This window comes from Sphingomonas glacialis (assembly GCF_014653575.1).
GTDB classification, from domain to species: Bacteria; Pseudomonadota; Alphaproteobacteria; order Sphingomonadales; family Sphingomonadaceae; genus Sphingomonas; species Sphingomonas glacialis.
The window spans coordinates 1-23,668 of record NZ_BNAQ01000015.1 but is presented as its reverse complement, the minus strand read 5'-3'; the positions used below and the strand labels follow the sequence as shown (position 1 = coordinate 23,668).

20 protein-coding genes and 1 pseudogene are annotated in these 23,668 nt (G+C 62.9%); 17 read left to right on the top strand and 4 right to left on the bottom strand.

Annotation, left to right across the window (positions count from 1 at the left end; all coding sequences use genetic code 11):
• From IE187_RS20580 to IE187_RS20560, 5 genes are all read left to right on the top strand, one after another.
• The coding region (locus IE187_RS20580; protein WP_189677874.1) for a phosphoadenosine phosphosulfate reductase domain-containing protein at positions 1 to 873 on the top strand (873 nt) is incomplete at its 5' end.
• Positions 870 to 1,079 carry a hypothetical protein gene (locus tag IE187_RS20575; protein ID WP_189677873.1) on the top strand — a complete coding sequence of 70 codons (210 nt, stop codon included), beginning with the start codon at positions 870 to 872 and terminating at the stop codon, positions 1,077 to 1,079. The genes IE187_RS20580 and IE187_RS20575, both read left to right, overlap by 4 nt.
• A gap of 73 nt (positions 1,080 to 1,152) precedes the next feature.
• Positions 1,153 to 1,785 (top strand): hypothetical protein, encoded by a 633-nt coding sequence (locus tag IE187_RS20570; RefSeq protein ID WP_189677872.1) that lies wholly within the window; start codon positions 1,153 to 1,155, stop codon positions 1,783 to 1,785.
• 38 nt (positions 1,786 to 1,823) lie between these two features.
• Positions 1,824 to 2,420: a DUF6927 domain-containing protein gene (locus IE187_RS20565; protein ID WP_189677871.1), complete on the top strand. Its 597-nt coding sequence runs from the start codon at positions 1,824 to 1,826 to the stop codon at positions 2,418 to 2,420.
• On the top strand, positions 2,413 to 3,393 hold the full coding sequence (locus IE187_RS20560) for a hypothetical protein (RefSeq protein WP_189677870.1): 981 nt from the start codon (positions 2,413 to 2,415) through the stop codon (positions 3,391 to 3,393). The genes IE187_RS20565 and IE187_RS20560 overlap by 8 nt, the downstream gene beginning before the upstream one ends.
• A 418-nt stretch (positions 3,394 to 3,811) precedes the next feature.
• Here IE187_RS20560 and IE187_RS20555 read toward each other — a convergent pair whose 3' ends face one another.
• The gene (locus tag IE187_RS20555) at positions 3,812 to 4,120 is read right to left on the bottom strand and encodes a hypothetical protein (protein WP_189677869.1); all 309 of its coding nucleotides are present in this window, start codon (positions 4,118 to 4,120) and stop codon (positions 3,812 to 3,814) included.
• 248 nt (positions 4,121 to 4,368) lie between these two features.
• On the opposite strand from IE187_RS20555, the gene IE187_RS20550 reads away from it, so the two are divergent.
• The 4 genes from IE187_RS20550 to IE187_RS20535 all read left to right on the top strand — a co-directional run bounded on the left by IE187_RS20550 (position 4,369) and on the right by IE187_RS20535 (position 8,096).
• A complete protein-coding gene (locus IE187_RS20550) occupies positions 4,369 to 5,328 on the top strand; it encodes a DUF2493 domain-containing protein (protein ID WP_189677875.1) in 960 nt (319 codons plus the stop codon).
• Between the two features lie 1,147 nt (positions 5,329 to 6,475).
• Positions 6,476 to 6,886: a single-stranded DNA-binding protein gene (locus IE187_RS20545; RefSeq protein WP_131534417.1), complete on the top strand. Its 411-nt coding sequence runs from the start codon at positions 6,476 to 6,478 to the stop codon at positions 6,884 to 6,886.
• Between the two features lie 103 nt (positions 6,887 to 6,989).
• On the top strand, positions 6,990 to 7,169 hold the full coding sequence (locus IE187_RS21540) for a hypothetical protein (protein WP_229839617.1): 180 nt from the start codon (positions 6,990 to 6,992) through the stop codon (positions 7,167 to 7,169).
• 762 nt (positions 7,170 to 7,931) lie between these two features.
• Entirely contained in the window at positions 7,932 to 8,096 is a 165-nt protein-coding gene (locus IE187_RS20535) for a hypothetical protein (protein ID WP_189677868.1), read from the top strand.
• A gap of 194 nt (positions 8,097 to 8,290) precedes the next feature.
• Here the strand turns inward: IE187_RS20535 and IE187_RS20530 are convergent, their stop codons facing one another.
• A complete protein-coding gene (locus tag IE187_RS20530; RefSeq protein WP_189677867.1) occupies positions 8,291 to 8,617 on the bottom strand; it encodes a hypothetical protein in 327 nt (108 codons plus the stop codon).
• A 248-nt stretch (positions 8,618 to 8,865) separates the two neighbouring features.
• Here IE187_RS20530 and IE187_RS20525 point away from each other — a divergent pair, with 248 nt between their 5' ends.
• The 3 genes from IE187_RS20525 to IE187_RS20515 all read left to right on the top strand — a co-directional run bounded on the left by IE187_RS20525 (position 8,866) and on the right by IE187_RS20515 (position 11,351).
• On the top strand, positions 8,866 to 9,258 hold the full coding sequence (locus tag IE187_RS20525) for a DUF3768 domain-containing protein (protein WP_189677866.1): 393 nt from the start codon (positions 8,866 to 8,868) through the stop codon (positions 9,256 to 9,258).
• 561 nt (positions 9,259 to 9,819) lie between these two features.
• Positions 9,820 to 9,966: a hypothetical protein gene (locus IE187_RS20520; protein ID WP_189677865.1), complete on the top strand. Its 147-nt coding sequence runs from the start codon at positions 9,820 to 9,822 to the stop codon at positions 9,964 to 9,966.
• A gap of 698 nt (positions 9,967 to 10,664) precedes the next feature.
• Entirely contained in the window at positions 10,665 to 11,351 is a 687-nt protein-coding gene (locus IE187_RS20515) for a nucleotide-binding protein (protein WP_121905587.1), read from the top strand.
• Between the two features lie 704 nt (positions 11,352 to 12,055).
• Here IE187_RS20515 and IE187_RS20510 read toward each other — a convergent pair.
• Together IE187_RS20510 and IE187_RS20505 are read right to left on the bottom strand one after the other, a co-directional pair.
• Complete coding sequence (locus tag IE187_RS20510; RefSeq protein WP_189677864.1) at positions 12,056 to 16,027, bottom strand: tetratricopeptide repeat protein; 3,972 nt, start codon at positions 16,025 to 16,027, stop codon at positions 12,056 to 12,058.
• A 286-nt stretch (positions 16,028 to 16,313) separates the two neighbouring features.
• Positions 16,314 to 16,574: a hypothetical protein gene (locus tag IE187_RS20505; protein WP_189677863.1), complete on the bottom strand. Its 261-nt coding sequence runs from the start codon at positions 16,572 to 16,574 to the stop codon at positions 16,314 to 16,316.
• A 290-nt stretch (positions 16,575 to 16,864) separates the two neighbouring features.
• Here IE187_RS20505 and IE187_RS20500 point away from each other — a divergent pair, with 290 nt between their 5' ends.
• The 5 genes and pseudogenes from IE187_RS20500 to IE187_RS20480 form a co-directional block, all read left to right on the top strand.
• Positions 16,865 to 17,446, top strand: a complete 582-nt coding sequence (locus IE187_RS20500) for a hypothetical protein (RefSeq protein ID WP_189677862.1) — start codon at positions 16,865 to 16,867, stop codon at positions 17,444 to 17,446.
• Between the two features lie 32 nt (positions 17,447 to 17,478).
• Positions 17,479 to 18,876 (top strand): relaxase/mobilization nuclease domain-containing protein, encoded by a 1,398-nt coding sequence (locus IE187_RS20495; RefSeq protein ID WP_189677861.1) that lies wholly within the window; start codon positions 17,479 to 17,481, stop codon positions 18,874 to 18,876.
• On the top strand, positions 18,873 to 19,751 hold the full coding sequence (locus tag IE187_RS20490) for a hypothetical protein (protein WP_189677860.1): 879 nt from the start codon (positions 18,873 to 18,875) through the stop codon (positions 19,749 to 19,751). Before IE187_RS20495 ends, IE187_RS20490 begins: the two co-directional genes overlap by 4 nt.
• A gap of 401 nt (positions 19,752 to 20,152) precedes the next feature.
• Positions 20,153 to 22,105, top strand: coding sequence for a hybrid sensor histidine kinase/response regulator (locus tag IE187_RS20485; protein ID WP_189677859.1), 1,953 nt, complete (start codon positions 20,153 to 20,155; stop codon positions 22,103 to 22,105).
• A 1,320-nt stretch (positions 22,106 to 23,425) separates the two neighbouring features.
• Positions 23,426 to 23,599, top strand: a pseudogene (locus IE187_RS20480) (IS630 family transposase); the annotation flags it as partial.
• Between the last annotated feature and the right edge of the window lie 69 nt (positions 23,600 to 23,668).

Genomic DNA, 23,668 nt, shown 5'->3' with positions numbered 1-23,668 from the left:
CTCAGCCTCGGGGTGCCGGCACACGCGATCGAGCTGCATCACCATGATGTCGATGGCCACGGCCCGACCTTCATGGAATGGCCGTGCACGCGCGCCTATGTCCGCGCGATCGCCGAATATTTCGGTATCGCTGTCTACGTCTCGTGGCGTGAAGGCGGCGTCGCGCGCGAATTGGTACGCGACGACGCGCCGACCGCCCCGATAGCGTTCGAGACGCCAACCGGCATCGGCCGTGCCGGGGGCAACGGCCCTGCCGGCACGCGCGGGCTCTTTCCCCAGACGTCTCCCGATCTTCGGGTGCGCTGGTGCAGTCCAGCGCTGAAGATCGACGTCCTCGCGGCCGCGATCCGGAATCAGCCGCGCTTCCTCGACGGCCGCACGCTGGTCATCACCGGTGAGCGCGGCGAGGAAAGTCCCTCGCATGCGCGATATGCGACGCTCGAGCCGCATCGCACATCGACCCTCGCGCGTGCGGTCGATCATTGGCGCCCAGTCCATGACTGGACCGAGCGCCTGATCTGGGACGTGATCGCGCAAGCGCGGATCCGTCCCCACCCGGCCTACGTCCTGGGTTGGGGCCGCCTGTCCTGCCGAGCCTGCATCTTCGGCTCGCCGGACCAATGGGCGACGCTCCGGCTCGTCTTCCCTGCCGCCTTCCAACGGGTCGCGGCTCGCGAAGCCGCGGGCGGGAAGACCATTCATCGCACGCTCACCGTCACGCAGCTCGCTGATTGCGGCACGGCGTTCCCGGCTGCCACGTGGCATCCCGACGAATTGGCGCAAGCCGATGACCCGGTCTGGCGTCTCTCGATCCTGGCGGATCGCTGGACGCTCCCTGCCGGCGCATTCGGCGACCACGCAGACCCGCCATGAACACCGCCACGCGCGTCGATCTCATGGACCTGCTCGGTCCCACGCGGGAAGACCCGCTGTGGGAAGCCGAGAAATCGGGATGGCGCTGCTTCGTCATGGGCAACGACCGTTGCCATTACCATCGAGCGAGCAAGCTCCGCACGGCTTGGCAATACGGCTATGACGCGGCCTCCCGCTCGGCCGACCCTGTAGGAGGGATGCTCTGACCAAGGCCGCGTTGACGGAGGAGAGGGAGCCTTCGGCCTTTTGAGCGCGCGTGTGCGCTCAGGAGGTCCGGCCATGCTCTACGACACCCACTACCGCCACAACGAGGCGCTTTCCCCCGACGCGCTTGGCACCCTGCCCGCAGCACTACATGCCCTGAACGCGGGCGTCGACGACTGCAAGCGTGCCGGCAAGCCGATCGACCGCGATGCATCGGTCCTGCTGCTGATCCGCAACCTGGCGTCCGTCGCCGAACGTGGAGCGCCCAGCACCAACGAACTGCGCCTGCGCTGTGCGGAAGATCGGGGCACCGTCATTGCCGGATCCGCGCTGCTCGACATCGCCGGCAATAGCGTCGCCGGCGACGGAGCGGCGAAACGGACGTTCCACCGGCAGGCACGCCTCGCGCTCGCTTCGCTCGCCGAGGCCATCGGCCTCGAGGCCCATGACATTCGCATCGATACCGACATGGGCGGTATCGCGGACGATGGCACGACCGAGCTGCGCCACGCGGACCTATCGATCCGAGTGCGTCCGCACAGCTTCCTCCCCGACAGCGAGATCACCTTCAACCGCTGCCGGGGCTGCGAACACGCCGGCGCCGTTCAACGCGCACCGATCGCCGAGCTGCTGGCAGCCACGTTCCAGCGCCGGCTCACCGCAACGGTTGGCGACGTGGGCGCTCCGCGCCTCGCCGCTGCCGCCTGATCCTCACGTCATCGGAGACTTATCATGGTTGGCTCTTCATGCGCGATATGGGCGGCCACGCCTCCGCGCGCTCCTATCTCGACAACCAGTTCACCTACCAGCGTGACACGCATCGCCTGACAGTTCTCGCGTCAGCCATGGTCGGATCAACCTATTACGCCGCTTGCGAGCGCCTCGCCGACGACGCCGAACGGATCGTGTTTGGCATCGTCTGCCTCACCAAGACCAGCACCGGCGCGCGCGACGGATGCACCTTCGGCTATAAGGACATGGATGAAACGGTCGGGCCGAACGAGAGCGAGTGCCCGGCCGCGATCCTCGACGAGCTTACCGCTACGGACAGCAAATATGCCTTGGCCTGGCGCGCGCGGTGCCGCGCCAACCTGCTCGCGAAGAAGCTCGACCGGGCCAAACCGACCCCGAAGCCTGGGCAGATCATCATCTTCGATGAGCCCATGCGCTTCACCGACGGCAGCGACCGCAGCCGCTTCGAGGTGGTTGCCAACCCCAAGGGCAAGACGCCGCTGTTCCGCGACCCGGAGAGCCGCGCGATCTGCCGCATCCCGGCGTTTCGCAAGCGCGCCTACCGCATCGTTCATGCGGCGATCATCGTCCGGGATACGACCAATGGTTGACCGCCCGCCGGTCATCGCGGCCTGGGGGGCCGGCGTCGACTCCACCGCCATGATCGTCGAGCTCGCGACACGCGGCGAGCCGATCGACATGGTTCTCTTCGCCGATCCCGGCGCCGAGAAGTCGGCGACCTATGCGTTCATCCCCGTGTTCCGGGCCTGGATGTCGGAACGCGGCATCGCGTCCGAGATTGTCCGATACCAGCCCCGCAACTTCAAACACTGGCCGCCCTATGCGGGCATCGCCGAGAACATGCTGACCAACGCCACCCTGCCCTCTGTGGTATTTGGTGGCGGGTCGTGCAGCCAGAAATGGAAGGCGGCCCCGCAAGATGCCTGGACCGCCAAATGGGAACCCGCGCGCCGCTGCTGGGACGCAGGCGGGCGCGTGGTAAAGCTGATCGGCTACGACGCCTCCGGACGCGACACGCAGCGTTACCATCACGCGGTTGGGTGCGAGGATCCTCGCTACGCCTACCGCTACCCCTTGCGGGAATGGGAATGGTCGCGCGCCGACTGCGAGGCGCGCATCGCGCGCGCCGGACTCCCCGTCCCGCCCAAATCGAGCTGCTATTTCTGCGGCAGCATCAAGCCCGACGAGGTGCTGGAGCTTTCAACCGAGGAGTTGCGCATCATCGTATTGATGGAAGCGCGAGCCAAGCCTCGCCTTCGCAATGTCGAGGGCCTGTGGCGCAAGCCGGTGCTCGGCCGTCGCGGTGCGACACCGCGTCCCGGCAGCATCACCGAGTTCATCCGCGAACGCGGCCTCCTCTCACCGGCCGAAGTCGACCGCATCATCGAGACGGCGCCCTTGGCGCTACTCGATTTTCAGGCCGCGCAGGCCGCACTTCTCCCTGAGCAACGCGTCCCGATGGGGCGCTGGCTCGACGACTTTCATCGCGCGTCCAACGCACTGGCCAAAGACCATCACCATGGTACTGAGATTCCGGCGAACTCTGCACCGAACCGGCACTGACTGCCTGTGGCGTCACCTTTGCCGAGGGTCACGAGGACCACGGATGGACGATTGAGCTGGAGTTTTAGGCGTATCTCAATCGTGATTGGAACGTCGGCGATCACGCTCGCGAGATCAGCAGCGTCCTCTCCGCTGGTCGCTTCGGGGCCCACGCCCACAAAGGCTGGCCCCCTCTCGCCTTTCCGGCCGAGCGTCCCCGCTACGAATGACCCGAACCGCTTGGGTCTCCAATTTAGCCAACCTTCAGAAGTCCGGTCTCATGAAGACCTTCACTGACCCCTTTCGAATACCCTGCCCATTACCGTGCGGAAATCACGGTCGAGGCGGATGACGTCGTCGGCGCCTGCCGCTCCGCATGTCGATGCGTCGCATACGACCGACGGGTGGAAGAGCCTCAATACGGAGCATCCCACTTATGTCAGCGCTTGTCGCTGAAGGTGCGGACGTCGATCCTTGGCGCCTTGTCCTCGATGGCGGCGCTGCCTCCGCCCTGCCCGTCCCGGGCCTGTTCTCGCAAGCCACGGCGTGCGCGGGCTATGCCGCGACCCGAAGCGAGGATCTGGTCGACAGCTTGCGCATCATGATCGACGCGATCGGCGCCGATGGAGCGCCCACGGATCACCCCAGCGGCGATGGTCCGCTTGTGTGCAACGGGGCAGGCAATTCTCGACGACGTTGCGACGTTCGGGTTGAGCCCCACTTCAATCGTAGCAGCTAGCGTGGTCACGTCTGCGCCCGAAGCCACCTGACGCCCGACAGCCTTCCGCCAGAGGGATGCGGCACATGGGCGGCCGCGAGACCCCCGCAACCGCAAAAATCCGGGCCGAGTTGCCGCTTTGCGGCTGCCCGCACCACCCCGGTTTTTGCGGTTTCCCTCCGCTTCGCGTCGGTGCGGGGCCCCCTCATTCGGCCGCCCAGGAGGTGCGCATCCGGCGGATAGGCCGCCGGCCTCGATCAGATGAAGGGCTTGACCCCATGACCACTTCCCTCGCTGCCGCACTTTCCGCTCTGGAGCTTGGACACCTCGAACCCCGAGCCGAAGACGTTTCGGGCATGTGCCCGCCCTCGACCGAAGCACTGGAGCAGACCACCACCGCCATCTGGAGCGACCTGTTCGCAACCCTCCAGAATACGTCGCTCGAACGCGACATTGAGGAGATGGGCTGGGGCCTGGTCAACCTCTTCCACCGGGCCGCGGCCAAGAAGCACGCGACGATCGACCGTCTCACCGACGAGATCAGGTTCCTCCTGGCCGAGCAGGACGGTTCGGAGATCAACACCGCTAACCTCGAGGACAAGATCGACCTTGCGAAGAAGATCGAGGAAGCCGCCACCTGCTACGAACACATGCGCGACACCGCAGCGGCACACTATATCCGCGAAACCGGCCGTTCCTGGATCCCGTCGACCGGCAACCGCATTTCGCTCGGGGTTACGTCGGCAATCGTTGACGGACGCGCCTTCCTTCAGGCTCGCCGCGAGCGGGTCCGCGACGCCAACACTGCACAGGGCACGCCCGTAGTGTTTGCCGGGGGACGGCTGACCTTCCGAACCGATGAGGATATGAAGGCGTTTGGCGACAATCTGCTGCGTACCCTGGGTGCGGTTCGGGAGCGCGTCGGCGACATGTATCTCGTCCATGGCGGCGACATGAAGGGGATCGAGCGCATCGCGGCGTCGTGGGCCGAGCAAAACGGCATCCAGCAAGTTCGCTTCGGTCTTGATCGCAAGCTGGGTGATCGTGCCGGCTTCCGTCGCAACGAGCAGATGCTCTCGCTTAAACCCCGCTACGTCATCGCCTTCCAGGGTAACGGCGTGACCGAGCGTCTGGTCATCGACGCCAAGAAGGCCGGTATCCGCGTGGTCGATCGCCGCGGCCCGCTCGGCACCCCGCCCGCAGCTCAGAACGCTCAGCGCGACCGAGAGGTCGCCTGAGCTTCGGCTCGGCCGCTGGCAAAGCCAGCGGCCTCGCCCTTTGCCGCCTCCCCGCAGATTCCACTCAGTTCCACCCCCATCGAGGAGTAAACCGATGCCTCGCCCAACCCGTTACAGACGGCTGCGCATTGCTGGCGCTCCGCTCTTCGGCTGACGGCGACACCGACCACGTCGTCATGACGGACAACCTCAGCGCTCCTCGCGCGAGCGGAAAGAGGCTTTTCGTCACCGTCGCCGGCTCCGGCCCCCCGCCTGAATGGTGAGGACGCGGATCGCGATGTCGAGGACATGATCGGTCGTGCAGGCTTCCAAGGCGAACAGCCGAGCGGTGATGACTGGTTCCTAAGGGCAAGCTCGCGAAGGTTCGGGGCCAATAGTGTCGCGACCAGCGCGCTATTCCGCTTCGCTTCACCGAGCCCCTTAGCCGGTCTTGGCCCATTCGGGTGACGCTCGACTGACGGGGGCTTACCGTGCCCGCATCGCGATTCCGACGCGGAGCGGTTCCGTGGGGCGAGGCCGGAGTCTGCCCCGCGCCGTGTGCCTCTCGTTTAGGCCACACGCCACCTCACCGCGTTGGTCTCTGCGCCGGCTTCGCCGCTCTATGCCAGGGGGGGATGCGCTGCCGGAATCACGACAGCCGCGTCCGGTTCCTGCCGTCCGGGCGGGGCGCTGCGCATCACGAACCCCCCAATCGTCATCTCGACACGCACGACGCGCGCGCGCCGTGACGGGGAAAGGCGGCACCAAGGTCCACGCCGCAACCATCATCCTTCACGACAGACACCGGCGCAGGGCGCGAGCACCAGCGCGGGAGGGTGTCAGGTCCGCCCGGATAGCGGGATCAAGGCATAGTGGCACTGCCGGACGAGCAACGCGACAAGGGCGTTCTGCTTCACGGTTCCATGTCCGTTGCCCGCCGTGGGGGGCCATCCCCTCTCTTTCCTGAACGACCTAATCCGGCCGTCCACCCGCTCCAACCCGCGATCATTCGGGCCGAGTTGCCGTGTGCCACGGCTGCCCGCACCACCCCTTTGATCGGGGTTCCCCTGCGCGTCTACGCGCTCCGGTGGAGAGGGCGTCCTGGCCGTCTTTTTTGGTGTTCAGTCGAGGGGACGGACCCCCCGGCGAGCAAAAAAGGAACCTCGAAATGCAGAACCTCGTCATCCTCGCCGGCAACGTCGGCGCCACGCCTGAAGTACGCACCACCCAGGGCGGCACCAAGATCACCAACTTCTCCCTCGCCACCTCGCGCCCCAAGCGCGACCAGGACGGCAAGACCATGAAGGATGGCGAAGGTCGCCGGGTCGAGGACACCGAATGGCACCGGATCACCTGCTTCAACGGCGTCGGCAAGACCGTCGCGCAGTATGTCGAGAAGGGCCAGAAGGTCATGGTCCGGGGCCGCATCCACTACACCCGCTGGACCGACGATCAGAACATCGAGCGCTACGGTGTCGAGATCATCGCCGACGAAGTGACCTTCCTCTCCTACGGCAAGAACCGCCAGGAACGCCAAGGCGCCGCGCAGGACGATGAGGCGGATGACGTACCCTTCTGAGGGAGGCAGTACGGGCCCGGAGCTGGCGCTCCGGGCCTCTTCTCGCGTTCACCGGCAATCAGGACCGCAAGGTCACAAGTTCACGAAGACACAGCTAAGCCGCGTGCTTGAGCTGCTCGAGTTGCTTGTTGTCCGGCAGCGTCTCCGTGAGACGTTGCTGGAGCATGCGATCGTCGAAAGGCTTGCCGATGAACGTCGCTTTGTCGGGCATGTCCCCGGACACGGCGTCACGTTGCCGCCTGCGATCACGATCTCGATCCAGGGCCAATGCTCGGCAACGTAATGGGTTAGCACGCACCGTCGTTGTCGCCGGGCATCGCCACGCCTGGAACAGGACCATCACTCCGTCGGTATGATCGCCCAGGAGGTCTTGGCCTCTTCACCCGTGCCCGCTTCGCGAAGGCGAAACCCCGCTCCTTCCGTGATGTCGCAGGCATGCATTAAAATGAGCGGATCGTCGTCGATTACCAACGCATAGAGGACGATAGGGATCGCCGTTCAGTTTGAAGTCTTTTTGCGAAGCTGGGTCGCCAGCGTTGGTGCCTCGAGACGAGTTGGCGTCTCCCGGCGAAGCCGGGACCGTCGCTCTATTCCGCTTTGCTCCACCGAGCCCGTAGCCGGTCTCGGCCCGTTTGGGTGACGATCGACTGACGGACGCGCAGGGCGGAAACGTCTTTCCGAAAAGCGGCAACTTCCTTCCATCCTAGCCCAGCCGGGGCCGCGCCGCCGCGCAGCGCACTGTGTCCGTCGACATCGGAGCGCAGAGAGGGGACACGGACTGGGCAGGTGTGCACCGCGCCTGCGAGCGGGCGCGTCTCCGGCGACCCAACGCTGAGCACGACGGTCCCGGAAGGAGGGCTTCACCTCGCTCTTGAGGCGCAATCCTTGGGCCGGCTCAGGGCCTTGTACGATCAACCCGCAAGGGGTCCGGGCGCTTCGCTACGGCTTTTTTCGCAAGCGAAAAAGGTGATCGCGGCCCTTCCCCGTCCTGTCGGGCGCCTGTCGAGCGGGGATGAACTCCGCCGGCTTCACAGGAGCCTCGGACATGTTCAACGATATCTGGATCGCCCGCAAAAACGCCATGGGCCTCGCAAGAACCTTGATGGTGGCAACCATGGTCATTGCCGTCGGCACGGGGTACGCCGTCATTACCGCCGAGGATCACGACAACTCGCTCACGATCGTCAACGAGTATGACCCTTACGCCTGAGCCTCCCGGGGGGCCTCGGCCCCCCTCCCCTGCTCGCTCTTCAACGGTGAAGGCGCCGGAGCGGGCATCGAGCCCGCCCCGGCCCCGCTGCGCAAGCACGGCAGCGCTGCTGGACGAAAGGCTTCTACCCCCTTCCAACCACCGATTGGGTGCGGGATGCAAATTCAGACGGTATCTCTTTCGGACGCGGGCAATCAGCTCCACGCCGTCCGGACAGGCGGCAGTTCCTCGAACACCTTCATCAGCCGCGGGTCGCGCAGGAGTGTCACCCATTCCCGGCCATAGGTTCGCGACGCCAGATAGAACGTAGACCCTTCACACTCGACCATCCGGCAGCGCTCCAGCTTGTCGACCAGCGAATAGTCAGAGCCGTGGCGTGCCACGATGTCTTCCAGCTCGGCCCGCATCAGCGTCCCGCATTTGCAGCAACGGATCCGGACCAACGCCTTCGTCCTGAGCATATCGCCCACGCTGTCCATCCAGCGGGGCCACAGGGCAACGATGTTGGTAGCCGTTTCCATGGTCGAACGATACGCCCCGATCGGCGTGGTCGTCCAGCATCAGCCTGGACCTGAAGTCTCTGCCCTGTCGACGATCCCCGCGGCATTTCGGGCTCCTACGTCCTGGCCGGGGCGCCCCCCCGCGCAAGCCCGCCAGCGGGCTTCTCCACTCCGTTGCGACCCTACGTGTGCGCGAGCGATCTATGCCCCGGCCGTCCTGTCGCCTGTCGAAAGGCCCCGATCGTCGGGGTCAATGGCAGGAGACCATCATGGCCGAGCAAACGCCTCAATCAGACCGCGCCACGGGTGGCGCAGCGGAGACCGCCCGCCTCAACGACTGGCTGCGCGAGCATCTCACCGCCCCGGGCAACAACCGGGTCGTGATGACCAGCGGGATCGCAGACCTGATCGGCGACGTCAGCCTCTTCCGAAATTTCCGCAAGCGGGCGGAGCTGCTCCGCGCGGTTCGCGACTTTGACGATTTTGACGACGCGATCGACCCCTACGGCGAGCACGACCTGGGCCGGTTCCGGTTTGGAGGCACCGACTGCTACTGGAAGATCGACTATTACAATCACGACCTGAGCGCGGGCTCGGAGGATCCGGCCGATCCCTTCAAAACCACGCGCGTTCTCACGATCATGCGCGTCGACGAACGATGACCCGCCGCCCCGGCGCGATGGCGCCGGGGTTCCCCCTGCTGCGGAAGGACGAGATCATGAATTTCGTGCCCCCCTTCCCCACACGACGCTCGGCGATCAGCACGGCCGTGCGGGAGCGCCCGGGGTCTTAGATCGCTTCGCTCGTGGCAGAGGTCGTCGTGATGGCGGCATTCTTTCCGATGAGATCGAGTGCTTAAACGCCCGCGACTTGCCGCAGAATTTGATTGAGACTAGCTGACGGTCGCTATCTGGACATCGACGGTTGTCTGGGAAGGGTGACTGGTGCGTGTGGGAGGCAAGACCGTCGCGTGGGTCGGCGCCTCCCCTGCCCTACCAACGTCGGAAAGGCTCTGTCGTCGACTCTGTCCATGGTGACGACCGGGCGGAGCCAGCGTCAAGGATGCGCGGTTCCCCCAATTTTGGCGCGGCCTTCGCTTCGCTTCGACCACGACAAAATCGGCACCCCCACGCCCCGCTTGCGCGGCCGCTGCGCGGTCCTGTGCCCCTGACCCCACCCGATCGTCAGTCGGCATCCGTCTCAAGGAACAGACGGAGGTTCACATGCACGTCCAAACCGCACGCACCCAGGCATGGCTCGCTGAATTTGCAAGCATCCAAGCGGAGATCGCAGCACACGGGATGCCCGAGCCGGCACCCCAGCCCGCAGTAAAGCGGATGCGCAAGCTCAAGCCGCTCTGGGAGGAATGAGCATCGTCCGGGCGGCCTCGGCCGCCCGATTAGGATTGGCTCTTCGTCTTGAGCGTCGTTGTATCCGGTCTCATGCAGGTCGTGTCGAACGCGATCGGCCCGTGGGTACTTCACGATCGATTTCGCCATTTTGCGCTTTGGTGAACGCCGATCGCGTTTGTCGCGTTCGGCGTCTCAATCTCTTGTCGATATGTGGCTTGGCACTGCGGATTCATCAATTGATTTGGCGACACGCGAACTGGGGGAATTGTTCCTTCGCCTGGTAGCTGCCTGGTAGCAACAAGCTAGCGACCTTGTAGCGACATGATCGCGGATTGCGTTGGGGTAGCAACCCGATAGCTATGACGTAGCATGTTCATACACGGTGTGGCCCTGTCCCTCGCGCCTTTACAACCGCGTCTCGACGGTATCCCAAAGGTTCGTATCGCTAGTTGGTAGCAAGCAGCAACCGGCTACCAACCAAATCGCGAGCATGTAGCCTCTTAACCGCAACATTGTCGCATCCAAGCTGCAACTGGCCCGCGATAAACTCGCAACCAACTCGCGGTTTAGTTGCGATCAAATCGCAATCATACCGCAAGCGGTTCGCTGTCAGATTGCGTCAAAGTCGCTAGACGCTAGCTGCTAGGTTGCGATATAGCAGCTTCATGAACGCTGGCTGCTACATGGTAGCAACCTGGCCGCAACGGGAGAGCAGCATGCCAGTCATCAGCTTCGTGTCGCCGAAAGGCGGGGTGGGCAAGACCACCGCGACATTGTTGCTCGCCGGAGAGTTGGCGGAGGCGGGGGGTACCGTACGCCTGATCGATGCTGACCCGAACCTTCCGCTGGTCGACTGGGGCCAGTTACCGGGACGACCGGATGCGATAACTGTCGTCGGGTGCCGCGACGAAAACGCGATCATCGATGAGATCGAGAGGGGCGCGTCGGAGGCGCGCTTCACACTCGTTGACCTCGAAGGCGCGGCGACCGCGACCGTCACCTTCGCAATCGCGCAAAGCGATCTGGTGATCATTCCTTGCAAGGGGTCGCATCTGGATGCCACCCAGGCTGCCCGCGCTATCAAGCTCGTAAAGCAGACGGCGCGCGGTACCAGGACAGAGATCGATTATGCGATCCTGTTCAGCCAAATCCCGCCGGCGCTGCGCTCGAACAATCAGAAGGACATCGCGGAGCAGTTCAACGATGCTGAAATTCCAGTCCTTCCGGTCATGATCTACAATCGCGAGGCCTATCGGGCGATGTTCGCCGCTGGTGGAACGCTTCGCACCATCAACGACAAAGGCGTCGGTAACATGAAGGCAGCGCTCGAGAACGCCGAGGCCTATGCGGCAGCGGTGATCGCAAGGCTGCGTAAGGCGCGTACCGTGAAGGAGGCAGCATGACCCGGTCCCGGCTCGATCTCTCGGAGTTCGATGATACGCCCCCGAACAAGGATCCAGCCAAGCTACGCGAGATCAGCGACGGGGCCGGCTTTCCGTCGCGTCCGGCTGTCCCAGCTGTAGCTGCCCCGCCTGTAGCGGCGCCCGTGCCTCAAGAGCGTCCCCAAGCCGGGACATTCCAACGGCCGCCACGCGTAACCGGCAATCGCAATATCGCGATCAACGTGAGGGTAGATCCCGAGACCGCTGCGAGACTCTATGCTCTTCGTGACGCGGACCCGGCACGCAAACGCGTGCTCGCCGACGTCGTCGCTGATGCGGCGCTTTTGCTTTACGAACGCGAGATCGATGGCGCTAGTCAATAGGTAGGGCAGGGGCCTTGCATGGCCGTTAGCGCGGCGACGCAACGCAATCCTGGTTGACCGCCCGCGCGCTGCAGAACCTCGTTAAAGGCGGCCCCACGATCGAATGGATAGGGCGTGATACCTCGCTTGGCAGAACCGCGACGGCGCCCGAAACACCGTACGCGCGGCGCCCGCGTGCAGTGGCGCACGGGCGATCGCCAGCCACCAACACGACGCAATCTGTGGTGGGCCGGCAGGGGAGGGGGCAGCCTCATCTGGCGCCGTCAGACTGCTTCGGGGTATCCTGCTGGGTCGCGTGAAGCGAGCGCAACCTGAAACCTCGTTTAAACTAGTACACTATCGCTAAGTCGTTTTGAGGTGCCTCGCGTTTCGCTTTCTCGCGCGCCGTAGAGGACGTGCTGTCCGGATTTCGGTGATGATCTTCTCGTAGGATCGAATCGCATCGAGATCGTGGAAGTGCCCTATTATCCAGCCGGTGAGATAGTCTCGGCCCCGACCGGCGAGAATATCTCCCTTGGCCGCCAATTCGCCAAGGTTCGCATCAATTAGATGAAGCACCGCCTTCCAGTCATTTGGTCGCGAGCGCGCCAGTTGGTCCAAAAGCCTGCCGATTGCGCGGCCCCGCTCCCAGTCCGGTAGCGCCGTCAGCCAGATGGTCCGCATCAGATCGAGCGTCACGCCGAGGTGCGATCGCATCTCGGCCTTCCGCCCGCCCATGAAGCGGATCGCAGCCTCGTACAGCGCGAAGGCGCGGGGATCATCCAGCGTCAAAATGCCGATCAGAATCTTCGCGTCGACCCAGACATGATCGTGCCGCATGGCGCCGAGCATGCCGACCGCGATCAGATAATCCTTTTCGGAAACCACGCCTTCGCTACCTAGAACATGCAGCACGACCTGGAGCCAGGCACCGCCAATCACCTTCTGCTGCGCCGCGAACTGGCGCAGGTTCAAATCTTCGGAAACGATGATGAGGCCTTGGGCTTTAGCAAGGTGAGCCGGGTCGAAGATCTTGCGAGCGCTATAGGCACCCATCAGCTGCTCGAGCCGGGTGTCGTCCGATCCATCTACCGGCAAAATCTCACAATGCGCTTCGAGGTCGGCAATGACACCGTTGACCATCACGAGCTGCGCCTCGGTTTCCTCCAGCGTATGGACCCGGCGCCAAGCCTGGTCGCCGTCATAGCCCATCGTCATGAACTCGCGGCCGCGATTTGATTCGATCTTGGCGCGGACTTCGAGGATTTCGTCGAAGGTCGATCGCGGGATGCAAAGCCGGCCGAAGTAGGTCTCGGCGGCGGCGAGATGCCCCAATTCGCGCAGCTGCCATACCGTCAGCGTATCCAGCACAGCACCCTTGCCCCGGGCGCGCCGTACGAACTGCATCGCCTCATCACGTTCGTCCTGCGCACCGATGCACGTCCGCAGATTCTTGCCGCTCGCACTAAGATGCTCCGCCAGCGCGAGAACATGCTTGTGCGACATCGCGGCCACGGCCGCGAGCGGCACGGGGAAGTCGGCATAGGTGTCGACGACGATGTCGTCCTTCTTCGAATAGTCCCGCACCAAGTCCAGGACCGGCTGCACGTCGCCCTCCTTCATCGACATCTCGACGAACGAGGTGGCGTCCGGAAAACGCGCGGCGTGGGTCGCCATGATGTCATGCAGCAGCCAGATGTACTTATGTTTGAGCTGCCGAACCCGATATCGACGATCGGTTCCGATCTCGGCGGTCATGACGAACTCGTCGCCGACCTGCATGCCAATGAGCGCGGCAGCGAGCGGATGGTCGGGCGCATAGCTGTCGACCCCCTCGATCAGCGTGGCATCAATGACGCCGGCGGCGTCGCGCGTTCCATCGAGACCCTCGAGTTCGAACCAAAAATCCGGCTGAGCGGGGCCGGCACGCCCAATCGGGGCGGGCAACGCTTCGTCGAGGAAGATCAGCCCGGGATAGGACGCCATCACCTCCTCGACCTGGCGGTGACCGGCAGCGACCGTGTACCCCAAACGAAGCGCGCGCTCGACGTCGCCGTTGCGGCGGTGATGGTGGGCGAGGCGCATCATGTCGTCCGGCGAGCCCGTCACCGCATCGTCGTCGATCTGCCGTATGAGATCGATCGCGTCCGGTTCGCGATTGGCGCGCACGAGTGTATTGGCGAGCAGCAGCAGGGCGCGAAGGTCGGTTGGATCCGCTGTGATCGCGGTGCGCAGGTACCGCTCGGCCGCGCTCAAATCTCCACGGTGGTGTTCAGCCGCGCCTGCCAGGCGGGAGAAGCGAGACTGAGCGATGACGCTGGCCCCGAGCGATTTGAAGAACTGCGCAGTTCTCGGGCGCAGGCCTGCATTAGCAAAAGCCAGGGACAACCATCCGAGTTCGTCCGATGGCTGGTCCAACCGCACGTGCCCGTCTAGCACTGCGATGACGTCGTCCCAGGCTTCGCGAAACAGCGAGAGCTGAGCGAACATGACCCGGTCGGAATAGCTTGCCTGGTCGGTGATCAGTGCCTTCGCCTTCGCGGCGACCCGAGTGGCGTCCTCCTGCTTGTCGCGTCGGTAGATATCGGCGACCGCGATGTGCGCCGAGACGCCGAGCGGCCACGCCTCGAGCAACCTATCGACCGCTTCTGCAAGATCGAAGGCTGGATCGGCGGCGTGCCGGGCGCGAAAGAGAAGCGTATCGAACAGCTGGCGATCCGGCGGCGGGAGCGTTGTGCGACGCTCAGGCGTCGCGGTCTTGAGGACGTCCGACCATTCGTTCTGGTTGGAGAGGGCGACGAGCAGCGGCAGCGTCGCCGCAGCAGTCCACGGACCGCTGCGCAGCAGGCGTACGGCCTCGGCAAACGCATCCTGATCGATCGCCACCCATGCGGCCGTGAGAAAGGTCTCAGGATCGGTGCTGCCAAGCGCGAGCATCTGATCGGACGTGGCCTTGGCGCGATCGAACTCGCCGAGCGCGCGGTAGGCGGTTACCAAATTGTAGGAGACCATGATCCAATTCGGGTCGGTCGCGTTCTCGTACAGACGGACGGTATCCCAGTGCCGCTGCAACAGCGCGGCACCCGCTATCAGCTTGCTGCGCCGTCCCTCTGCCAGAAAGCTGCGACGTTCTCGCGAACGGTCGCTCAGCGCCTCATCGATGAGCGCGTACCCCGCCATGCGCATCGCGGTTCCGTCGCCTGGGAAGCGCACCAGCGTCTCTGCCGCGAGCGGCCACCAGCTGTCTGGCGCATCTTTGGCACGCAGATAGCTGATGCGATGGATGCTGACATTGAGATCGTCGAGGAGTGCGGCGGGCACGATTGCGAGCGGGTCACGCGTTTCGTTCGACATGGATGCGACCTGGAACGCGAGCCCTGCCGCGCCGGAATTGGTCGGATCGTCGCGCAGCACCTGTTCGGCGAACTGCCATGCTTCCTCGAGCTTTCCCTGCAGCGAGAGTGCGAGAATATAGTTTGCGCGCACCTTCGGATCCGCCGGGTTGAGCGCATAGGCCTCGGCGAGCAGGTCGGCACCGCGTGCCTCGTCACCGAGCCGCAGGCGTGCATGGGCGATGTTCGCCTTGACCCGCGCCCGGATCGCGGCCGAACGCGTCGCGTCCAGGGTTCCATCGAGCATTTCGAGCAGTGTGAGCGCGGTCCGCGACTTCCCCGCGTTCATCAGGTCGCGATATTGATCGACCTGAAGATCGAGATGCTGCTCGAATGCGCTTCGCGCCGTATCGACCGGCCCCACCGCGATGATCGCACTGATCGCTTCCATGTGCTGGAAGAGGCGTTCGTTCTGTGCGTAGAGCTGCGACTGGCCCTGGACGCTCTCGTTGCCGAGCGCCAACAGCTTGTTCGTCGACGCGCTGTACTCCGGGTCGAAGGCGACCAGTGCGCGGGGGTCGGCGCGGATCTTATCCTGCAGCGTGTCCCATCCCCACACCTGGATATCGATCCTGCGCCCTGCGCCGGCCTGCTCCTGGCTCAGCGTGATCGCGAGAAGATCCAGCGCCGGTTCGTCGGTCGCGGTCGTGACGACATAGAATTCGGTCAGCGGCGGGACGATCGCGAGTGCTTGCGTCACCTCGGCGCGAACGATCTTCTCGCTCAGCTTTGCGCCGCGGGTGATAAGCTTGCACTGAATTCCCACCGGCTGGGCAGGATCCCGATCGCGCCGCCCGATCAGGTCCAGCCCAAATTGCTTCTTGCCACGCGTACCCAACAGCTTGACGTTCGGATCGTTAATGATGCCTGCGAATAGAGGCACGCAATTGCTCTCGAACACCTTCTCGTCGGTGGGGATGCCGATGACGGTCGCCGAACTCAAACCGGATGTCTCCGCTGCTGGTGGACGCTGCCAAGCACGATTGGGATGGCGCTAAGTTCTTCTATCGTTCTCCTCGCGCATGCAGGCGTCCAGCGCAATGTGGTAACGGACCGGCGCCAGATGCCAGCTTTTCCAAAAACGAAGGTGGAGCGAAACAACCGAGAGTGGGAATGCGACGAGTGGTTTGGACGCCCGGGAATGACGGTCGCTCGGCGCAATTGCCGATCGACGCGACCATCTTATGGGTTGGTAGACAGGCTATCTTCGAGCGAAGCTGAAGATAATCCTAGACGAGCGACGCAAGTTGGGTGGCCACCGCTTTGCCGCCGTGATTCGAGATTGCCGTCGCGATCGCCCGGGCATCCGCTTTGTCGATCGCTGCAATTTTAACCCGCTCGAGCGCTGCGGCAAGAACCGGACGACCAGCGTCCCGAGCCGTCTGCTCCGCCGCCTTTGCCTGTTCGTCCAGACGAGCAAGTTCCGCTTTTAGAGCTTCCCGCCGAGCCTCGATTGTTGCGAGCTCGACGACTTTCCTTGTTCGGGCCATTCTTTGTATCCAGTTTAAATAGAGAACAACTTACCATTTTGCAGACGGTGCAGGAGATTGCAGATAGGCGTGACTAATCGTGCAAACACCCTGCGCCGAGACCACAATACCGAAAGCTAATTGTCGCATACACGCAGTCAATCACTTTTCACCTCCGCGTTTGGAGTGATTTCGCTCCAAGGAGGTTGTTGTTTGATGGTGATAGGCAATTACTAGGGATGGCAGGATATGCCTCACGGCACCAATGTTGAACATTGGCTTGTGGGGCGCCGCTGCACGGGGCTTTTGAGATGAATGTAGGCCTGCGGTTGAAGGACGAGTTGATCGCCGAGATCGACCGCGTTGCCGCAGCAAACGGGCAGACCCGCAGTAGTTGGATGGCGAACGCCCTGGCCAATGCCGTGCTGGCTCCAGAGAACGATGACATCCCGGTGATGCCAATCCAGGGGAGGGGGCATCCTGACGACAACATCCGGGTGACCGTGCGGCTCGACCGTAGAGAGATCGAGGGAATCGACGCCGTTGCTGCGCCGATGGGGATGACGCGAAACGAATGGATCAAACGCACGCTTCGCTGGCAGCTTTGGGACAAGGCGGGCGTGCTGAGGCTTGCTCCAGCCACCCAGGCTGAGATCGTCAAATTGCGCAAGCAGGTGCTTCTGATCGGCCGGAACATCAATCAAGCGGTCCATGCGATGAACGCCGCCAACCAGCCCGAAAGCTCGCTCGACATCGCCCGCATCGCCAGTCCCTTCATCGAGAAATGTGAAGAACTGAAGACGCTACTGTTTACGACCCGGCTGGCCCTATCTGCTTCGATCGGGGCAGAGGTCGGGTACTGGACCGAAACCTACCGAGCGTCAGGAGCGTGAGCTTCCGCTTCTCTTCCGGAACGATGGACTCCATGGCGGGCGTCTTCGCGCCGCCCAAGAAGTACCGCCTGGGGACCGGAGGCGGCAGCGCAAAGGGCCCGAAAACCGGGGGCACGATGCTCGGCCTTGCCGTCGCGTCGATGTTCCCGAAGGCCGCATCCTCGCCGACCACATCGCGTCCCAGTGCGCAGGCGAAGCATGCTTTCGGGGGCGGAACGCAGGCCCGGATGAGCGGCCAGGCGATCATGGCTGCGGATCGCACATCGCGTCGCGTCCCCGAGGTCATGTTGCGGATCACGGGGCGTCAGCATGGTGGCGGACACGTCCTTGCCAACTTCGCCTACATCAGTCGGCTGGGGCACGGTCCCGACGAGGAACTCGGGCTTGAAACCAGCGAGGGGATCGTTCTGCGGGATGGACGCGACATGCAGATCCTCGCGAAGGATTGGCATAACTTCGAGATGGACGGGGACGCCAGACGCAAAGGTGCGACGTCGATATCCATGATCCTCTCGATGCCGACGGGGACCGATCCGGAGCGTTTGAAAGCGGCGGCCCTGGACTTCGCACGCGAGGAGTTTGCGAACCGGTCGTGGGTTGCCGGCCTTCACGTCGATCGCGACCATCCGCACGTTCACATCACGATCGCGCGTCGCGATTTTGACGGGCGCCGCTTTCATCCGGACCGAGATGATCTGTTTCGATGGCGGCAACGCTTCGCCCAGAAGCTCCGCGAACGCGGCATCGAGGCCAACGCCACGCCGACCAGGGCGCGCGGTATTGACCCCGCGCATGAGCACATTGCGGTACAAAAGATGCGCGACAAGGGGCAGGTTCCGCGGCTCGATAGGAGCCGGGCGGAGCGCGCCATGCGCCTCCGCGACCGGGGAATATCCGACCCGGTCGAGGCCATTATTGCAAGTCGGCAGGCAACCGTTCGCGCGACCTATATGCGATCCGTCGCAGAGCTGTCGGCTTCGCCCTCCCTCGCCGATCAGGTGGTGGCACAGAGCCTCGGGCGGTTCGTCGCGGCATTGCCGCCGCCCGAGCCCAACTCCGCTCGGGCAATGCGTGCCGCTTCACCGTCCCGCACGCGCGGCGCGATCGTTGATGCTCGGACGCGCCCCGCTGTTGCGGATCCCGGGCCTGATCCGATCGCAGCAGCACTGGAGCGTTCTCGCGTCATGCGTGGAAAACTGGAGGCCAAGCAAGCACTCCGGGAGAGCCCCGGCCGAGCCGAAGACATGCCGCATGAACGCCGACCTTCGGGTGTATCCGAGCGCCTTCGCTCGCTTATGGCCGAGGCCGAACGACAGACTACAGCACCTTCATCAAGCAAGCCTGAGGAGGTCCTTCGCGAGATATTGGATCGCGACCGCGCAACTCGGGACCGAGCGCGTTCGCCGGATAAGGGTCGGCCCGAGCGATGAATACGGACCAGGTAAACGTTGCCCTGGCAGGCGTTCTGGACGCGTTGACGCTCGTTCAGGAGCAGCTCGATGCGCTGACCGCGAGCAGCGAGCGCATCGAGGCGACACACAAAGAGATCGTCAACAGGCTCGACACGATCGAAGCGGGTCAGGCCGCGGTGACGGATTTGACGCCGATCTTCGAGATGATCCTAGGGCGATCGATCGACGATCGTGAGATCATGAAGACGCAGCTCGGTACGATTGCGACCGCGATCGGCTTTGCCCATGCCGCCGCTAACGGTAACCGAGCACCCTTGCCTGTCGCAGTAGCCAGCGATCCGCTCCTCGAGCGCTTTATCCTGACTCAACCCGCAGATCTGTTATCGGACGAGCGGTCTTTGACGGACTGGCGCAACGCCGCGTCGGCCGCCAGCACAGCCGAGCTTATTGTTCTCCTGAACCGGCAATATCAGCCCTCACCAACGGATACCCCGGAGACCCGGGTCCTGCGTTACCGCCTGGCGGCACTCACGCGAGCCGAGATCAAGGGGAGGGGGGCCGCGCCACCGGCACCACCGAACACCACGGTTGCGGTCGATCGAACGGCCTCGGCTTGCATGATCCGGTCCCACCAACTTTCCGGCCTATGGCGAGCAGGGGAGAGCGCAGCGCTGTACAGCGAACCCGAACTCGCAGGCGCAATTGATCTCTTCGACGATGCGGAGCGCAGGCTGGGGTCTGCGGCTGGCGTGGATTTTCCACCCGAGCTAGTCTCGCTTCACAGCGATCTAGCAACCCGCATCGAAGCAGGCGATCGGCCGAGCATCAGCGACAGTGGCGCGGCTTACAGCAACGAACGTGCAACTGCGGTCGAGCCCAGCAAGGACCGTTAGACGGCGTCCGGTAAAGTGGATCGGCGGCTTCCGACCAGAGCCAGTCGTTCGGCGCCGCTTTAGTGGATGTCCGGTGCCGACGTAAGCTGCTGATCGGGGCTGATAAGCGGCGATTTGCAACACGCCCAAGCGTCGTCATTCTGCAATTTGGCTATACTTCAAAGTCGTAACTTATCATCAGTTGAGGTGGCCACGCGACCGCCGGTGACAGTCGCGATTGTGTCCGGCGAATCGCGGAAGCCTACAAGCGGTATGGATGCCAAGTAAGGACGACAGTGACAGGGGCGCCCGATAGTCGTAGGTCGGACCGATCGGTTTCCGCCTTCCGATCGTGCACCTAACTTCGCGTGGGTGTCAGTGCCGGCGAACGATGCGGAAGTTATATAGTGTCAGATACGCGCATGAGTTTGAAACAAAATCTGGATGGGGTCGGCGGCGATCGCCGTTTTGAGCTGCTCGTCAACGCGGTCAAGGACTATGCGATCTACTTGCTCGATCGCGACGGCTATGTCGCGAGCTGGAATGCCGGTGCCGAACGCTTCAAGGGCTACAAGGCCGATGAGATCATCGGCGAGCATTTCTCGCGCTTCTATACTGACGAGGACCGTGAGGCAGGCGCGCCTGAGCGGGCGCTGGCGCTAGCGGCGGAAAGGGGAACGTTCGAGTCTGAGGGCTGGCGCGTGCGCAAGGACGGCACCCGCTTCTGGACCAGCGTTGTGATCGATCCGGTGCTGGACGAAAACGGCACGCTGATCGGCTTCGCCAAGGTGACGCGCGACATTACCGACAAGCGCGATGCTCAGCGCGCGCTGATAGACAGCGAGGAGCGGTTTCGCCTGCTCGTCCAGGGCGTCCGGGACTACGCGATCTACATGCTCGACCCGAAGGGCCACATCTCGAATTGGAACTCCGGCGCCGAGGCGATCAAAGGCTATTCGGCCGAGGAGATCATCGGTGAGCATTTCTCCCGCTTCTACACCGAAGAAGATCGGCAGGCCGGCGAGCCTGAACGCGCTCTGCGCGTCGCGGCTGAAGAGGGCAAATACGATGTCGAGTCCTGGCGAGTGCGCAAGGATGGGACACGCTTCCGCGCTGGCGTCCTGATCGATCCGATCCGGAATGAGGCAGGGGAGCTTATCGGTTTCGCCAAGGTAACGCGGGATCTGACGGAACGTTGGCAGGCCGAACAGCAAGTCGAACGCGCGCGTGAGGCGATGGCGCAAGCTCAGAAGATGGAAGCTGTCGGCCGCCTGACTGGCGGCGTTGCGCATGACTTCAACAATCTGCTGACGATCATCCGCTCGTCCGCGGACCTCCTGAAAATGCCGACGCTGAGCCCGGAGAAGCGCGAGCGCTATCTCGATGCAATATCGGATACCGCCGACCGCGCCGCGGCGCTGACTTCACAGCTCCTGGCCTTTGCGCGCCGTCAACCTCTAAAGCCCGAGGTATTCGACGTCGGCGCGCGGATTGAAGCCATGCGCCAGATGATCGAGGCCAGCGTCGGTTCGACGATTCAGGTGACCATCGATCCGCCGAAGCCTGGCGCAGTCAATGCCGACCTCAACCAGTTCGAAACGGCGCTTTTGAACCTTGTCGTCAACGCGCGCGATGCAATGCCGGTAGGTGGGAACATCACCATATCCAGCTCGACCGTCCATAATTTGCCGGCGGTGCGAGGCCACGGCGGTACGACCGGCGATTTCTTGGCCGTCAAAGTAGAGGATAGCGGCAGCGGCATCGCGCCTGATACGCTCAAGCATATCTTCGATCCCTTCTTCACCACCAAAGGCCTCAATAAGGGTACCGGACTTGGATTGAGCCAAGTTCATGGGTTTGCGAAGCAATCAGGCGGAGAGATCGACGTCAGCAGCCGGATTGGGGTTGGCACCATCTTCACTCTTTACTTGCCGATGGTGCAGCGCGACCCCGACCAGCTTTCAGTGACGCGCCTGGCAGGCGAACAGCAGTTGGCAACGCGGCGTGTCCTGCTCGTCGAAGATAACGAAAATGTTGGGCAGTTCGCGCGCGGTATGTTTGAGGAATTGGGTCAGATCGTGACCTGGGTCCTAAGCGGAGAGGCTGCTCTGGAATTGCTGGAAACTGCTAGTGAAAAGTTTGATCTTGTCTTCAGCGATGTTATCATGCCGGGCATCAATGGCCTGGAACTCGCGCGTCAGATTAATGAACGCTGGCATGGCCTTCGTGTCGTTCTGACGAGCGGCTATAGTCATGTGCTCGCTGAAGAAAGCTATCATCCCTTCGAGCTGCTGCGTAAGCCCTACTCCGTAAAGGGCATCTTGGGCGTTTTGGGTGATGCATCTTCTTCGGAGGGTGGAGAGGGGACCTCCTGACTGTCACAGTCATCCGCGCTTCTCGCCAAGACTGTCGAGGCCTAAGCTTCCCCCAATTTATTCGATTTGCAATTTGAAGATCGCGCCGACCGAAGCAGTCGCATCGCGACGGCTAAAAGCTCGGCTGGCGTTTCGAGTTGGTGGGCGGTGGAGCGACCGTGCCCGATATTTCGATACCCGCGCCGTTGGCAGCATTGGATTAGCCAGGGCTTATGATCGAGTACCTCCGCAAGGTCCAGTCGCGCCCCCAAGCGTCTGCCCAATTTGTTCAGCGCGAGGTCACGTCCCAATCATCGTCGTGTCGACATCAACCCGAAACGAAAGCGTCGAAGATGCAGAAGCGCTTAAACGTGGCGCTAAAGCGTGCATCGACGACGAAGGCCGGATCATTCTGATTTAAAAAGCATTGATACGGCCGAGAGTTGAATAAAGGCGGACAAGAGGGAGCTCGAAACGGCCGGATCGAAGATCCGTCGCATTCTACAGATCCAAGAAACTGAGGGCCTCCTTCAACTGCCGCCTAGTGCTATGGCAAAAGAAATGCTCTTGCACGTCATTGAACCCTTCGCTGCTCAGGCGTTCTACCAATCCACTTAAGGTCCGGCACTCTCCTTCGCAGGCTAATTCAAACGCACGCTCGATCGTGTTCGTCTTTTTCGAGAGGGTCATCTCGCCTCCGACAATGGGCTTAGCTGTTGCGTTAGCTTTTTTCGCGACGCTAGGCCTCGGTGGTATCGCGCGTGCGATCGTGTGTGTCGATGCGCCACTGGCGGCGTGTTGCGACGACACGTCAGTGTAGTGTCCGCGGAACATGGTCGCAAAATACCACTCGGCCGATTGGCTCTTCAAATCCCCAAAGCGTGTCACCATGGCTTACGATTACCGACCTGTTGTCCCGCAGCTTTACGATCTGGGGTGCGTACATTCCAAAAATGAATTCAAGGAGCTCGCTGCCCACCTCGTCATCGTCGTCCATCATCTTACGGATATGCCAGTCACCCTGGGATAGGTAAACGTCGAACCTGGGGCCATTATACCCGCGAGTGTCGTACACCAAACAGAGCGGCCTATTTTGCTCGAGCCCACGGCGGGTAACGCGGTGGTAGGCCAGCGCGCATCCACTTCGGGTTGACGATCCGTGTCAAAGATAAGCCTCAAAGCGGGGCTCCATCATGGCAAGGAAAGGGGGACATCTTCCTCACGCTGGTTTTTCGCACAACGGATGAGTGCGTCACTTTGTCGCGCATGCTAGTGGATTGAACGAGACGGACGAGACCGCGGTCAGATTCCCAGCGCGGCGATGTTGTGCAACGATGCGGGATGCGCACCGGTATCAATATCATCGTCACGGCATCTGACAGGGCGCGGCTGGAAGCGCTGGTTGCGGCACGCGGCTCCCCACAAAAGCACGTGTGGCGGGCTCGGATCATTTTGCTGACGGACGACGGCCTGGGCACAGTCGCGATCATGGCAGCGACGGGCAAGTCTAAGAGCCCGACCGAAAATTGAGTTGAGCGATTTCAGTAGCTTGTGATTCACCGGGGTTTGCGAAGACCACGAGGA

Bases quoted from the DNA above. Each gene is read 5' to 3' on its own strand.
- IE187_RS20505 (WP_189677863.1), bottom strand. From the start codon at position 16,574: ATGGCCCGAACAAGGAAAGTCGTCGAGCTCGCAACAATCGAGGCTCGG.
- IE187_RS20535 (WP_189677868.1), top strand. From the start codon at position 7,932: ATGTTCAACGATATCTGGATCGCCCGCAAAAACGCCATGGGCCTCGCA.
- IE187_RS20500 (WP_189677862.1), top strand. From the start codon at position 16,865: ATGAATGTAGGCCTGCGGTTGAAGGACGAGTTGATCGCCGAGATCGAC.
- IE187_RS20545 (WP_131534417.1), top strand. From the start codon at position 6,476: ATGCAGAACCTCGTCATCCTCGCCGGCAACGTCGGCGCCACGCCTGAA.
- IE187_RS20495 (WP_189677861.1), top strand. From the start codon at position 17,479: ATGGCGGGCGTCTTCGCGCCGCCCAAGAAGTACCGCCTGGGGACCGGA.
- IE187_RS20520 (WP_189677865.1), top strand. From the start codon at position 9,820: ATGCACGTCCAAACCGCACGCACCCAGGCATGGCTCGCTGAATTTGCA.
- IE187_RS20570 (WP_189677872.1), top strand. From the start codon at position 1,153: ATGCTCTACGACACCCACTACCGCCACAACGAGGCGCTTTCCCCCGAC.
- IE187_RS20575 (WP_189677873.1), top strand. From the start codon at position 870: ATGAACACCGCCACGCGCGTCGATCTCATGGACCTGCTCGGTCCCACG.
- IE187_RS20515 (WP_121905587.1), top strand. From the start codon at position 10,665: ATGCCAGTCATCAGCTTCGTGTCGCCGAAAGGCGGGGTGGGCAAGACC.
- IE187_RS20530 (WP_189677867.1), bottom strand. From the start codon at position 8,617: ATGGAAACGGCTACCAACATCGTTGCCCTGTGGCCCCGCTGGATGGAC.
- IE187_RS20560 (WP_189677870.1), top strand. From the start codon at position 2,413: ATGGTTGACCGCCCGCCGGTCATCGCGGCCTGGGGGGCCGGCGTCGAC.
- IE187_RS20550 (WP_189677875.1), top strand. From the start codon at position 4,369: ATGACCACTTCCCTCGCTGCCGCACTTTCCGCTCTGGAGCTTGGACAC.
- IE187_RS20565 (WP_189677871.1), top strand. From the start codon at position 1,824: ATGCGCGATATGGGCGGCCACGCCTCCGCGCGCTCCTATCTCGACAAC.
- IE187_RS20525 (WP_189677866.1), top strand. From the start codon at position 8,866: ATGGCCGAGCAAACGCCTCAATCAGACCGCGCCACGGGTGGCGCAGCG.
- IE187_RS20485 (WP_189677859.1), top strand. From the start codon at position 20,153: ATGAGTTTGAAACAAAATCTGGATGGGGTCGGCGGCGATCGCCGTTTT.
- IE187_RS20490 (WP_189677860.1), top strand. From the start codon at position 18,873: ATGAATACGGACCAGGTAAACGTTGCCCTGGCAGGCGTTCTGGACGCG.